The sequence below is a fragment of the Halioglobus sp. Uisw_031 genome, assembly GCF_047729875.1.
Lineage (GTDB): Bacteria > Pseudomonadota > Gammaproteobacteria > Pseudomonadales > Halieaceae > Marimicrobium.
In genome coordinates, this window is the sequence record NZ_CP159826.1 from 3239314 (window position 1) to 3252851 (window position 13538).

The window sequence follows — 13538 nt, forward strand, 5'->3', positions numbered from 1 at the left end:
TATTTTATTTTTATCCTCTTCTTAGCCGCACAATGCTAGTGCTCACTCAGCCCCCCGCTATCGCTCGCGTCGGAGTGTCGTTTTGACGTGGCTGCAACTGCGGCTGGACATCGCGCGCGCGGATGTCGCTGAACTGGAAGACCTACTCCTGGAGGCGGGTGCTGTCGCGGTCACCTTGGAAGACAATGCCGATCAGCCACTGCTGGAACCCGGCGTGGGGGAAACCCCTCTATGGAACCAGACGCGCCTTACCGCACTCTATCCGGCGGACACAAAAATGGACCCTATATTGCAGGCACTCCCTGATAACTTGCTGCAAGGGGCCGGCCCACGGGTAGAAATCCTGGAAGACAAAGACTGGGAACGCGAGTGGATGCAACACTATCGACCTATACAGTTTGGACAACGTCTTTGGGTATGCCCTAGCTGGCTTGAACCCCCTAATCCGAACGCGGTGAACCTCCTACTGGATCCCGGCCTAGCCTTTGGCACAGGAACTCACCCCACTACTGCCATGTGTCTTGAGCAACTGGACAGCATGCCACTGACAGGACAAACCGTGGTGGATTACGGCTGCGGGTCTGGCATCCTTGCAGTGGCCGCGCTGAAATTAGGTGCCGCGCTGGCACTGGGAGTAGATAACGATCCACAGGCTCTGGCTGCCTGCCGAGATAACGCAGCACGCAATAGCATTGCCCCAGAAAACCTGCCGGTGGCATTTCCAAACGACGTAGACCACAAAGCCTGGAAGCAGCGAGCCGAGGTCGTCGTCGCCAACATTCTTGCCGGACCTCTCATCGACTTATCCGACACCTTGCTGGATTTTCTTCAACCCGCCGGCACGCTTCTGCTCTCCGGTCTATTGCAAAACCAAGCCGAGTCATTGTGCACACACTATGCAGACAGACTGCAATTGCGTATCGTCGGCGAAAAAGACGGCTGGGTCTGCCTGCAAGGAAAGCGCGCCGCTCACGAGTCGATCCGTTAAATCAAAACGTTAAAATCGCTGCTTTTTTGTGCATAATTTCTTTCCCGCGTCACACCTACCGAGTATCATGTCGAATCATTTTTGACACCCACTTTCAAACACCACTACATGATAGAAATCGGATCATACAGACTGCCTAATAACGTCGCGCTAGCACCCATGGCGGGCGTTACCGATTTGCCATTTCGACGTCTGTGTTCTCAGTTCGGTGCGGGTCTGGTTGTGTCGGAAATGATCAGCTCCAATCCCCGTTTGCGTCACTCGCCCAAGACCCAATGGCGCAGCCAACACGACCACGAGATCGCCCCCCGCTCAGTACAGATCGCCGGCAGCGAGCCCCTACAGATGGCGGCAGCTGCTCGCTATAACGTCGAACGTGGCGCGCAGATCATTGATATCAATATGGGCTGCCCGGCCAAAAAAGTGTGCCGTAAAGCGGCAGGGTCGGCTCTACTGGCCGATGAAGCACGGGTGAAATCTATTTTACTCGCGGTGATTGATGCCGTAGAGGTGCCCGTTACCCTCAAGATTCGCACGGGCTCCGCGCCCGGCGCTAGAAATGGCGTATCCATCGCTCACATTGCCGAAGATGCCGGCATTGCAGCCTTGGCAGTCCATGGTCGAACCCGTGCCTGTGCCTTCACCGGGCACGCAGAGTACGACACAATTGCTGCCATTGTCGCAGCGATAAATATCCCGGTGTTTGCCAATGGCGACATCAACTCCCCGCAGATGGCGGCCAAGGTCATTGCGCACACGGGTGCGGCCGGTGTCATGATTGGCAGAGCTGCCCAAGGTCGGCCATGGCTTTGCGGTCAGATAGCAACGTACCTCGACACAGGGGTGATGCACCCGCCCCCCTCGGCGACCCAGCAACTGTCGACTCTGCATCGCCACGTCACACAACTGCACCAGTTTTACGGTGACTTTATGGGCGTGCGTATCGCTCGCAAACACGTGGGCTGGTATTTGAACGCCGACCGCGACATGCGCGAACAACACAGACAATTTAATCGACTGACAGCTCCCGAGGAGCAGCTATATTACATACAGCAGCTGTCGGGATTCGCATTTAATAAGGAAATTGCAGCATGACAAGGGCTGAACATTTACCCGTTCCCGTAGCAAGCACATTGGGCGCCGCCAATGACAATGACCCGTTGGCAATAGAGGTCAGTAACCTGCGCGATTCAGTGACCGCATCGGTACGTAAATACCTGGCTGAACTGGATGGTCAACTCTCTACTGACGTTTATCAGATGGTATTGGCGGAAGTCGAAGCGCCGCTGCTGACAGAAATCATGGTGTATACCCGCAACAACCAGACCAAGGCCTCGCTGATGCTGGGCCTGAACCGAGGCACACTGCGCAAAAAACTCAAGCAGTACAACCTGATCAACGACAAAGACTAAGGAAGCGGTATACACATGAGTGATCTCGTCAAAGTCAGACGCGCCTTGATTAGCGTTTCCGACAAATCAGGTATTGGAGAATTTGCCAGCGCCCTGCGCGCACTTGGCGTAGAGCTGCTATCAACAGGTGGTACCTACCGCTTGCTCCGGGAACTGGGGCTGGATGTGACTGAAGTCGCAGACTACACGGGTTTCCCTGAAATGATGGATGGACGGGTCAAAACTCTACACCCCAAAGTACACGGTGGCATTTTGGGTCGTCGGGGGCAGGATGACGACGTGATGGCCGCGCATGGCATCGATCCTATTGACATGGTTGTGGTCAACCTCTACCCATTTTCTGCAACGGTTGCTAACCCTGACTGCACCGTCGAAGACGCCATCGAAAATATCGACATCGGTGGGCCCACCATGGTGCGCGCAGCGGCCAAGAACCACCCGTTTGTCAGCATCGTGGTGAATGCCTCCGATTACGGCGAAATCCTCAGCGAGATGCAGTCCAATGGCGGCAGCACCAGCCTGAAGAGTCGTTTTAATCTTGCGATCAAGGCCTATGAACACACCGCCGCTTACGATGGTGCGATTGCCAACCACTTTGGCACCCTGGTGCCAGACGGCTCGCCAAAATTCCCCCGCACCTTCAACGCCCAATTTCACAAAGTGCAGGAAATGCGCTACGGCGAAAACCCGCACCAGCGGGCGGCCTTCTATGTTGAGGCCAATCCCGCTGAAGCAGGCATTGCTACCGCGCGCCAAATCCAGGGCAAAGAACTGTCCTACAACAACGTGGCGGATACCGACGCCGCGCTGGAGTGCGTCAAAAACTTCCATCAGCCTGCCTGCGTGATCGTCAAACATGCCAACCCCTGTGGTGTCGCGATCGCTGGAAGTCTCAGTGAAGCCTATGACCTGGCCTTTGCGACAGACACCGAATCAGCCTTTGGCGGCATCATCGCCTTCAACCGTGAGCTGGACGCAAAGACAGCGGCAAGCATCGTGGAGCGGCAGTTTGTGGAAGTTATCATTGCACCCAGTGTCAGCGAAGAGGCGGCGGCACTGGTGGCGGACAAGAAAAACGTGCGCCTGCTTTCTTGTGGCGAATGGTCTGTACCCGGACCCGCTCTTGACTATAAGCGCGTCAATGGTGGCCTGCTGGTACAGGATCGCGACCTAGGAATGATTACCCGGGATGATCTGAGCGTCGTCAGTAAGTGTCAGCCGACTGAGCAACAGTTACAAGACTTAATGTTTGCTTGGATCGTTGCGAAGTTCGTCAAATCCAACGCCATTGTCTATGCCGCGAACGGCCAGACCATTGGCGTCGGCGCTGGGCAAATGAGCCGCATTAACTCTGCGCGCATCGCGGCCATCAAGGCCGAGCATGCGGGACTGTCTGTGCAAGGCTCAGTCATGGCGTCCGACGCATTCTTCCCCTTCCGTGATGGCATCGACAACGCCGGGCAGGCGGGTATTGCTGCCATCATTCAACCGGGTGGCTCCATTCGTGACGATGAGGTGATTGCCGCCGCCGATGAACACGGTATGGCAATGGTGTTTACCGGAATGCGTCACTTTAGACACTAGGGAACTGGCATGAATATTCTCGTCATAGGCAGCGGTGGTCGTGAGCACGCTCTCGCGTGGAAAGCTGCTCAGTCAGCGGGCGTAGAGACGGTCTATGTCGCTCCCGGCAATGCGGGTACCGGCAAGGAAGCGGGGCTTGAAAACGTCGCCATCGACACGATGGACTTTAGCGCCCTCGCCGATTTCGCCGAGAGCAACAATGTTGGTCTGACTATCGTAGGGCCCGAAACACCCTTAGTTGAAGGTATCGTAGACTACTTCCAGGCACTTAACCTGCGCTGCTTCGGTCCAAGCAAAGGCGCAGCCCAGCTGGAAGGCTCCAAGGCATTCACCAAAGATTTCCTAGCACGCCACAACATCCCTTCTGGCTCGTATGGCAACTTCACAGAACTGGAACCGGCTCTCGCCTACCTCCGAGAACAGGGCGCCCCAATTGTGGTAAAGGCAGATGGGCTAGCAGCAGGCAAGGGGGTCATTGTCGCGGAGACGCTGGCACAGGCAGAGGAAGCGGTCACAGACATGCTCTCTGGCAACGCGTTTGGTGAGGCTGGCTGCCGCGTGGTGATCGAGGAATTCCTACCCGGCGAAGAGGCCAGCTTTATTGTCATTGTTGACGGCCGCCATGTACTACCCATGGCCACCAGTCAGGACCATAAACGCATCGGCGAGGGCGACACAGGCCCCAATACTGGCGGCATGGGTGCCTACTCGCCCGCCCCGGTGGTGGATGCAGTGGTACACCAGCGGATCATGGATCGGGTGATTTTGCCCACGGTTGCAGGCATGGCTGCAGAAGGCAATGACTACACAGGATTCCTCTATGCGGGTCTAATGATTGACGCCGATGGTAACCCCCGGGTCATCGAATACAACTGCCGCTTTGGCGACCCTGAAACTCAGCCCATTATGATGCGCTTGCAATCGGACCTAGTGAAATTATGTGACGCCGCTCTGGACGGCACTCTGGAGAAAACCGACGCTCAGTGGGATGAACGGTGTGCCATAGGAGTCGTCCTCGCCGCCGGCGGCTACCCAGCGGACTATACTCAAGGAGCCCTGATCAATGGTCTCGATACCGTGCACAGTGATGATATTAAAGTGTTTCACGCAGGCACTGCACACAGTGAACAAGGGTTTGTTACCCGTGGCGGTCGCGTCCTATGCGTCACGGCACTGGGTGACGATATTGCCAGTGCACAACGCGCTTGCTATGCGGCGGCGGAAACTATTAGCTGGGACGGCATGACCCTGCGCACGGACATTGGTTGGCGCGCCATAGCGCGCTATAATAGCTAGCATAAACAGCCAGACAGAAATCTACCATGCAAGAACGACGCCTTTCCTTACTAGACAAACTCATCGGCGAAGCAGACTCGGTAATCAAAACCATCACCAGCCGTGGCAATCACGCCAGTCGGCCATCACCCTCGCAAGGTCACCTAGAATCAGAACTTTCAGAGCCAGCGCGCAAACACGTGGCGGGATTGATGCGGGTTAACCACACGGGAGAGGTCTGTGCTCAGGCACTGTATCAGGGGCAGGCACTAACCGCGAAATTGCCCACGGTACGCGATGAAATGCAGCAGGCTGCGCTAGAAGAAGTCGACCATCTAGTGTGGTGCGAAGAACGCTTGCGAGAACTGGATAGCCGCGCCAGTTATCTGAATCCAGCGTGGTACGGCATGTCCTTTGCGCTCGGCGCAATCGCGGGTGCAATCGGCGATAAGGTGAGCCTAGGATTTGTAGCTGCAACGGAAGAGCAAGTCTGTAGTCATCTGCGCGACCACCTCAAACAACTACCCGACGAGGATCGAAAATCCTCATTAATTCTGCAGCAGATGCTCGAGGATGAACAACGCCATGGTGATAATGCGCTGGAAGCCGGTGGTATGAATTTCCCCCGACCAATAAAACAAGCCATGAGTGCGTTATCGCTGCTGATGACCCGGACAAGCTACCGAATTTAACGGGCTTTTTTCGTGCCTCCAATATTCTATAAGGGTACTCGTTAACGACGTAGGCATTCTTTGAGGCTTGTTCTGAATATAGCCTATATTGCCGGAGCAAACTCCACGATCTCATAACTGTGGGTGATTTCCACGCCAGCAGCACCCAGCATGATAGAGGCAGAGCAATATTTCTCGGCAGAAAGCTCCACCGCCCGCTTTACGTGACTCTCTTTCAGCCCAACCCCGGTAACGACAAAATGCATATTGATCTGCGTAAAGACCGCGGGCACGGCATCAGCCCGCTGCGCGTCCAACTCCACGCGGCAGTCCAGCACCTGCTGACGCGATTTCTTCAGCATGGTCAACACATCATAGATCGAACAGCCCCCGGTCCCCAGAAGCAGCATTTCCATTGGACGAGCTGCAAGATTGCGACCGCCGAGGTCTTCCGGCCCATCCATCACAACGGTGTGTCCACTGCCGGACTCACCCACAAACATAGCACCGTCCGCCCACTTCACTGTCGCTTTCATTGAACACATCTTCCTATATTAAAAACGCGCAGGATCTTAGCATAACAAAGTGAATTTTACTGACCCGCGGTCATTGAAGCGGTGGGGCGTGTGTTCGAAACCCTAAAAATAAAGCGTCGATGCCTAGCCCGACACAAAACACAATTGCCGTAATTCCAAAGCGCTCAGAAAAACAACTCGCGCAATTTCTGACCAGGCTCTTCAGCCCGCATAAACGCCTCTCCCACCAGAAAAGACTGCACACCAGCATCGCGCATCAGAGCCACATCGACAGCCGTGTGAATGCCGCTCTCGGTAATCACCAATCGATCAGCAGGAATATACGGCAACAGGTCTAGGGTTGTTTCCAGACATGTTTCAAAGCTATGCAAATCGCGGTTATTAATGCCAATCAGTGGTGTTGCCAGCTCAAGGGCTCGCTCCAGCTCCGCGCGATCATGTACCTCTACCAACACATCCAGCCCCATCTCAGCGGCAACGTGCGCCAATTCGCGCATTTGCTCATCCGCGAGCGCAGCCACAATCAACAACACCGCATCTGCACCAAAGGCTCGGGCTTCTACCACCTGGTAGGGATCCACAGTGAAGTCCTTGCGCAATACCGGTAAATCGCAGGCAGATCGCGCCTGCTCGAGATACGTTTCGCTACCTTGGAAAAAGTCCCTGTCAGTCAGCACCGAAAGACAACAGGCGCCGCCCTCACGGTAGCTGTTGGCAATCTGTACGGGGTTAAAATCCTCGCGAATCACACCTTTACTGGGCGAGGCCTTCTTTACTTCGGCGATAACAGCGGGCCCACCCGCGGCTACCCGTTGCTGTAACGCGGCAGAAAATCCACGCAGCGCAGTCTGCTCTTGAATACGTCCTTCCAGACTAGCAAGGGAATGCTTGGATTTGCGTTCGGCCACCTCTTCCGCCTTACGCGCCAGAATCTTACGCAAAATAGTGGGCGCACTCTTCGCCACCACCTCAACCATGCCCGCGCATCAATTGCGTAAAATCAACAAACTGCTTGAGCTTTTCCGCCGCCAATCCACTGGCCAAGGCGTCTTCAGCCATCGCAACACCGTCCGCCAAGGTAGCGGCAATCCCGCTAACATAAATTGTCGCACCGGCGTTGAGGGCGAGCATAGCGCCAGCTTTTTTCGAGGCCTCGTCACTGGCACCCGATAAAGCGCTACGAATCAGGCTTGCAGAGGCCGCCGCACTATTGACAGACAAGCCGTCCAGACTCTGCAGTGGCAGTGAAAAATCCTGCGGGCTAATGTGGTAAGTCTCGATATTACCATCACACAATTCCGTTACCGATGTGCCCGCAGCAATTGAAATCTCGTCCAGACCATCATCCGAGTGCACAATCATTGCGTGTTCGGACCCAAGCAATTTGAGTACTTCTGCCATGGGCTGACATAAATCTGCAGCGAATACACCAATGAGCTGCCGCGTCACGCCGGCAGGGTTGGTCAAAGGCCCCAAAATATTAAAAACGGTGCGTATGCCCAACTCTTTACGCGGACCAATTGCATGACGCATGGCGGAGTGATGCGCCGGAGCAAACATGAATCCCACCCCAACATCTGTAATCACTCGCGCTACCTGATTGGGGTCAAGATCCAGAGGCATCCCCAATTTTTCCAACACATCAGAGCTACCACTGGTACTGGAGACTGAACGATTGCCATGCTTGGCAACTTTCGCTCCAGCCGCTGCGGCAACAAAACTTGCGCCCGTTGAAACGTTGAATAAATTAGCGCCGTCACCACCCGTCCCCACTAGGTCGACCAGATGGGGGTCGCTCACGATGACCGGTGTAGCGAGATCACGCATGACCTGCGCCGCGCCAGCAACCTCTTCGGTTGTCTCTCCTTTCATGCGCAAGGCAACGAGCAGTCCGCCGACCTGGGCATCAGTGGCGTCTCCAGACATTATCTGGCGCATCACAGCCTGCATTTCCTCGCGCTGAAGGTTATTGCCCTCCACTACTTTGGCCAAAGCCTGTTGAATATTCATTCTTAAATCCTCTACTGCTGCAGAAAATTGCGCAACAAATCGTGCCCGTGCGCTGTGAGTATCGATTCCGGATGAAACTGCACACCTTCAACAGCCAACTCCCGATGACGTAACCCCATGATTTCGTCGACCTCACCCGATTCAGTCTCGGTCCACGCGGTAATTTCCAGACAATCTGGCAGGCTTTCCCGCTGCACCACCAGACTGTGGTAGCGCGTCGCCTCAAACGGTTGACTGAGATCTCGAAATACGCCATCACCGCGATGGCATATCGGCGACGTTTTTCCGTGCATCACCCTGCGTGCACGCACCACTTTACCTCCGAAGACTTGCCCAATACTTTGATGACCTAGACAGATACCAAGCAAAGGCACCACCCCAGCATAGCGGCGAACAACTTCCATGGAGATACCCGCTTCGTTTGGCGTGCACGGCCCGGGAGAAATAACAATTTTCTCGGGTGCCAGTAAGGCGATATCATCCACCGTAATCTCATCGTTTCTGACCACTCGCACCTCAGCGCCAAGTTCGCCAAGATACTGCACCACGTTGTAGGTGAACGAATCATAGTTATCAATCATTAACAGCATGGTTACTCTCCCCTGCTAGCACCATGGACGCTGCACGAAACATAGCACGGGCCTTGTCATGGGTCTCCTTCCATTCCATTACCGGAATGGAGTCGGCAACAACACCGCCACCCGCCTGCACATACAATTTGCCATCCTTGATCACGGCTGTACGAATAGCGATTGCGGTATCCATATCTCCTGCCCAGGAAATATAACCCACCGCTCCGCCATAAACCCCACGCTTGACCGGCTCCAGTTCATCAATAATTTCCATGGCACGAATTTTAGGTGCCCCGCTCAGCGTCCCCGCAGGAAGCGTAGCGCGCAGCACATCAAAGGCCGACTTACCGGACTTCAGCGTAGCGCGAACGTTCGACACGATATGCATAACGTGAGAGTAGCGCTCCACCACCATTTTATCCGTCAACTCTACAGAACCGGTCTCCGCGATTCTTCCCACGTCGTTGCGCCCAAGATCGATCAGCATCAGATGCTCTGCGATCTCCTTCGGATCAGCCAACAACTCGGTTTCCATAGAATCGTCTTCATCCTCGGTAAGGCCGCGCCGCCGCGTCCCCGCAATAGGACGCACCGTCACCACGCCTTTTTCCAGCCGGGCCAAAATTTCCGGAGAGGAACCCACAATGTGGAAATCTTCCATGTCCAGATAATACATATACGGCGAAGGGTTGAGATTGCGCAGAGCCCGATAGAGGTTCAACGGCGGCGCGCTAAAAGGAATACTCATCCGCTGTGAGGGCACCACCTGCATGACGTCACCGGCCAACACGTATTCCTTGACCTTCTCAACACTGGCTTCGTAGGTCGCCTGGGTAAAGTCAGATTCGGCCTGCTGCTCTAGCGTCGAACTATCTGCTGCCTCTAACACCACCTCTGGCAAGGGCCGCATAGGCTCGCGCAAACGCGCCACCAAGGCTGACAAACGCTCCTGCGCCTTTTCCAGCGCATGATCAGCTGAGGGATCTGCATTGACTATCAGACGAATCGTGCCAGCGAGATTATCGAACACCAGCACCTCCTCAGACACCATCAGCAAAATGTCGGGCGTCCCCAAGCGGTCCGGTGGCATTCCGGCCTTCAGGCGCGGCTCAACATAGCGCACTGTATCGTAGCCAAAATATCCCACTAATCCGCCATGGAAAACAGGAAGGTCCATACGTGGAGCAGTGCGATAACGCTGCTGGAAGGCCTCCGCAAAAGCCAAGGGATCCGTCACTTCTTCTGTTTCGCTAAGGACGCCATCCACCCAGATCTCAACGCGATAGCCAAAGACCTTCAGTAGCGTTCGACACGGTAGCCCTATAATGGAATAACGGCCCCACTTTTCGCCGCCCTGCACAGACTCAAAGAAATAAGAGTAAGGCCCTTCCGCAAGTTTACGGTAGGCACTGAGTGGCGTTTCAAGATCGGCCAGCGCTTCACGGCTGACAGGGATTCGATTGTAATCTTGAGCTGCAAGCGCAGCAAAGTCTTGCTGTTTCATGGGGTGTCCTCGGAGAATAAAGGTGCGTAATCAGGTCGTCAAGAAACCTTGGCTACCATCGCCAGCAGGTGACCTCACGCATCGACAGCAAGCCGATACTTTTCCGCGTTGCCGTTTTCACAGCGCTCTCCAAGAAAGTACGAAGCCTATTGTACCTATAGGTTTGCGGTTGGCAAACGGGTTGACTGCGTCAATTCTGTGAAGAAAGTTTCATTTTAGCGAGCTTTGGCGGGCTTAGGTAGTGTAACGCACTGTGGCAGGGCACTGCCGGATGCGCTAGTGCCCTTGGGTCCTGCTCACTCAACAAGAGAACGCATTCACACAAGCCCCCAATGTGATGCGCAAACACCTGCAGACTAACCAGAGACCTTGCGCAACTCCGCCCGCATCTGCTCAATGACGCTTGCATAGTCAGGCTGACTAAAAATCGCAGAGCCAGCCACAAACGTATCAGCCCCTGCTGCCGCAATTTCAGCGATGTTCTTCGGTGTAACGCCACCGTCAACCTCCAGACGAATATCAAAGCCTGAAGCATCAATCATATCGCGCGCTTCACGCAGCTTGCACAGCGTCGAAGGGATAAACGATTGACCGCCAAAGCCTGGATTGACTGACATCAGCAGCACCATATCAACTTTGTCCAACACATAGCGCAGAACATCCAGACCCAGATGTGGGTTGAAGACCAGCCCTGACTTGCAGCCTGCATCACGGACAAGCTGCAGCGAACGATCAACATGCGTCGATGCATCCGGGTGAAAGGTGATATAGCTGGCGCCCGCCTCGGCAAAATCCCGAATCAACTGATCAACCGGGCTCACCATCAAATGCACATCGATATCGGCGGTGATGCCATACTTGCGTAGGGCGGTACAAACCATCGGCCCGATCGTGAGATTCGGCACATAGTGATTATCCATGACATCGAAGTGCACAATATCGGCTCCTGCATCGAGCACCGCGTCGACCTCTTCTCCTAGACGGGCGAAATCAGCAGAGAGAATAGAGGGGGCTATCTTGTAATCGGCCATTTTGGTCTCCAGTCTATATTCAGGCGCCCATTCTAACGACTAAATGATGACGATACGAAGGGATATCAGCAGCGTTATGCCAGGCAGATACAGCACTCGGCCTAGATGAGCCCTTTCACAATGTTATTCAGTTCCTGCAAACGATCAGGAGTACCCACATCCTGCCACTGTCCCCTATATCGCTCGCCACCCAATTGCCCCCTCCTTATTGCCGCATCCAGTAAAGGTCGAAGAGGCATTTTGCCCTCTGGCATTGCGGCAAAAAATGCCGTCGTATAAATGCCCAGCCCCGCATAGGTCCAACCATACGCGCCCGATTCTAGCGACCTGACCCAGCCCTCATCGTCTAGCTGGAAATCACCAAAGGTATGTTGCGGGGGGTTTTTTACCATAACCAGGTGAGCCACCTCATCGGCCCGCAGGCAATACGCCGCAAGCTTTTCAAACGGATAGTCGATCCATATATCACCGTTTACGACCAAGAAAGGCTTATCTCCCAGCAGCGGCAGCGCGTTGACAATACCGCCCGCTGTTTCCAATGGTGACCCCTCTGGCGAGTAGACAATAGTGACGCCCCACAGGCTGCCATCCATGCAGTAGTCCATTATTTGCTCGCCAAGGTGGGCAACATTGATCACGATCTCACTGAAACCCGCCGCCGCCAACCGCCGGATATGGTGCTCGATCAGGGGGGTATCAGCCACGCGCAACAGTGGCTTGGGGGTGTGCTCCGTCAACGGCCGCATCCGTTCGCCAACACCTGCTGCCAATATCATAGCCCTCACCGTATTTTACCCCAGTCCTGCGTCATAATCAGAGGTGCAAGGCGCTGCGAGAAAAAAGCGCTGAAGTCGGCGAAAACGGGCTCTTGCTCGGCATACTGATCCGCTATTTGGAGCACGTATTGAATCACCAGCGGCAGGTCATCAAGATAGACGGACTTTCCATCGCGAAGGTAAAGACGCGAAAAGGTGCCCAATACTTTGATATGTCGTTGTAGTCCCATCCAATCGAACCAGCGCAGGAATAGCGCTTCGTCCGCATCCGCTAATAGTCCCTGTGAACACAAACGATTACGATAGCTGCGTACCCAAGCCTGCACTCGCTCCACCGGCCATTGGATATAACAATCGCGCAACAGCGATACGAGATCATAAGTAACAGGCCCCACAACTGCATCCTGAAAATCGATCACTGCCAAACCCTCCGCACCAGCCAGCATCAGATTACGACTGTGAAAATCTCGGTGGACCAGCACGGTTGGTTGCTCTAACGCACTGCTGATCAACCGCTCAAACACTGTGTCCAAGAGGGCCTGCTCCGAGGGATTCGGGCTATATCCCAGTAGCCCCTGTACAAACCATTGCTGAAAACGGCCCAGCTCTTCACCTAGTAGAGAGCGGTCGTATGGATCGAGGCCAGTACCCCTAGTCTTTACTGCGGCCATTTTAGACAACACGTCGAAAGCTAGAGTGTAGTAGTTATCTACCGAAACGGTGTTCAGTGCAGGCCATAACAGCTGATCGCCAAGGTCTTCCAGCAACAGAAACCCACGGTCCAAGTCTGCGCCTAGAACAGCGGGAACTTTGACTCCGGCAATATCCAACAAAGCGTCCACGCGCAAAAATGCTTCGTTCTTCTCGGTGGAAGGGGGAGACTCCACCAGCACATAGGTCTGTGATGCGACTTCAAAACGAAAATAACGCCGATTACTGGCATCCCCGGCCACCACGGCCAGATGCGGCACTAGGTCGCCATCAGACAGTCCCAAAACAGACATGGCCCACGGTAAAAGTGCTTTAGGTACATGGCGCGATGACACAATTCTCTCCTGCTTAAAAATTTGACGGACAACGCGCAGGGGATGCTTTAGACTCTTACTTATCCCCAAAATATACTCTGACCTTGATGACGCCTGTCTGCACTAACCTCTATCGTTCTCTCGCTTTTGCAAC

General features: G+C 54.6%; 14 protein-coding genes. 6 read left to right on the top strand and 8 right to left on the bottom strand.

Annotated elements, in window-relative coordinates:
* Positions 1-82: 82 nt before the first annotated feature.
* The 6 genes from prmA (at position 83) to coq7 (ending at position 5951) form a co-directional block, all read left to right on the top strand.
* Entirely contained in the window at positions 83-988 is a 906-nt protein-coding gene (gene prmA / locus ABXT62_RS14655) for a 50S ribosomal protein L11 methyltransferase (RefSeq protein ID WP_415356020.1), read from the top strand.
* Positions 989-1096: 108 nt separating this feature from the next.
* Entirely contained in the window at positions 1097-2083 is a 987-nt protein-coding gene (gene dusB / locus ABXT62_RS14660; RefSeq protein WP_415358225.1) for a tRNA dihydrouridine synthase DusB, read from the top strand.
* The gene (gene fis / locus ABXT62_RS14665) at positions 2080-2400 is read left to right on the top strand and encodes a DNA-binding transcriptional regulator Fis (protein ID WP_415356021.1); all 321 of its coding nucleotides are present in this window, start codon (positions 2080-2082) and stop codon (positions 2398-2400) included. Before dusB ends, fis begins: the two co-directional genes overlap by 4 nt.
* A 15-nt stretch (positions 2401-2415) precedes the next feature.
* On the top strand, positions 2416-3984 hold the full coding sequence (purH, locus tag ABXT62_RS14670; protein WP_415356022.1) for a bifunctional phosphoribosylaminoimidazolecarboxamide formyltransferase/IMP cyclohydrolase: 1569 nt from the start codon (positions 2416-2418) through the stop codon (positions 3982-3984).
* 9 nt (positions 3985-3993) lie between these two features.
* A complete protein-coding gene (purD, locus tag ABXT62_RS14675) occupies positions 3994-5280 on the top strand; it encodes a phosphoribosylamine--glycine ligase (protein ID WP_415356023.1) in 1287 nt (428 codons plus the stop codon).
* A gap of 26 nt (positions 5281-5306) precedes the next feature.
* On the top strand, positions 5307-5951 hold the full coding sequence (gene coq7 / locus ABXT62_RS14680; protein WP_415356024.1) for a 2-polyprenyl-3-methyl-6-methoxy-1,4-benzoquinone monooxygenase: 645 nt from the start codon (positions 5307-5309) through the stop codon (positions 5949-5951).
* Between the two features lie 83 nt (positions 5952-6034).
* Here the strand turns inward: coq7 and ABXT62_RS14685 are convergent, their stop codons facing one another.
* From ABXT62_RS14685 to ABXT62_RS14720, 8 genes are all read right to left on the bottom strand, one after another.
* The gene (locus tag ABXT62_RS14685) at positions 6035-6466 is read right to left on the bottom strand and encodes an OsmC family protein (RefSeq protein ID WP_415356025.1); all 432 of its coding nucleotides are present in this window, start codon (positions 6464-6466) and stop codon (positions 6035-6037) included.
* 164 nt (positions 6467-6630) lie between these two features.
* Positions 6631-7431 (bottom strand): indole-3-glycerol phosphate synthase TrpC, encoded by an 801-nt coding sequence (gene trpC / locus ABXT62_RS14690; protein WP_415356026.1) that lies wholly within the window; start codon positions 7429-7431, stop codon positions 6631-6633.
* A 4-nt stretch (positions 7432-7435) separates the two neighbouring features.
* The gene (trpD, locus tag ABXT62_RS14695) at positions 7436-8476 is read right to left on the bottom strand and encodes an anthranilate phosphoribosyltransferase (protein ID WP_415356027.1); all 1041 of its coding nucleotides are present in this window, start codon (positions 8474-8476) and stop codon (positions 7436-7438) included.
* Positions 8477-8487: 11 nt separating this feature from the next.
* Positions 8488-9066: an anthranilate synthase component II gene (locus tag ABXT62_RS14700; RefSeq protein WP_415356028.1), complete on the bottom strand. Its 579-nt coding sequence runs from the start codon at positions 9064-9066 to the stop codon at positions 8488-8490.
* A complete protein-coding gene (gene trpE / locus ABXT62_RS14705) occupies positions 9050-10552 on the bottom strand; it encodes an anthranilate synthase component I (RefSeq protein ID WP_415356029.1) in 1503 nt (500 codons plus the stop codon). Before trpE ends, ABXT62_RS14700 begins: the two co-directional genes overlap by 17 nt.
* A 356-nt stretch (positions 10553-10908) precedes the next feature.
* Positions 10909-11583: a ribulose-phosphate 3-epimerase gene (gene rpe / locus ABXT62_RS14710; protein WP_415356030.1), complete on the bottom strand. Its 675-nt coding sequence runs from the start codon at positions 11581-11583 to the stop codon at positions 10909-10911.
* A 101-nt stretch (positions 11584-11684) separates the two neighbouring features.
* Positions 11685-12359, bottom strand: a complete 675-nt coding sequence (gene murU, locus ABXT62_RS14715; protein WP_415356031.1) for an N-acetylmuramate alpha-1-phosphate uridylyltransferase MurU — start codon at positions 12357-12359, stop codon at positions 11685-11687.
* A gap of 5 nt (positions 12360-12364) precedes the next feature.
* Entirely contained in the window at positions 12365-13405 is a 1041-nt protein-coding gene (locus ABXT62_RS14720; protein WP_415356032.1) for an aminoglycoside phosphotransferase family protein, read from the bottom strand.
* Positions 13406-13538: the final 133 nt, after the last annotated feature.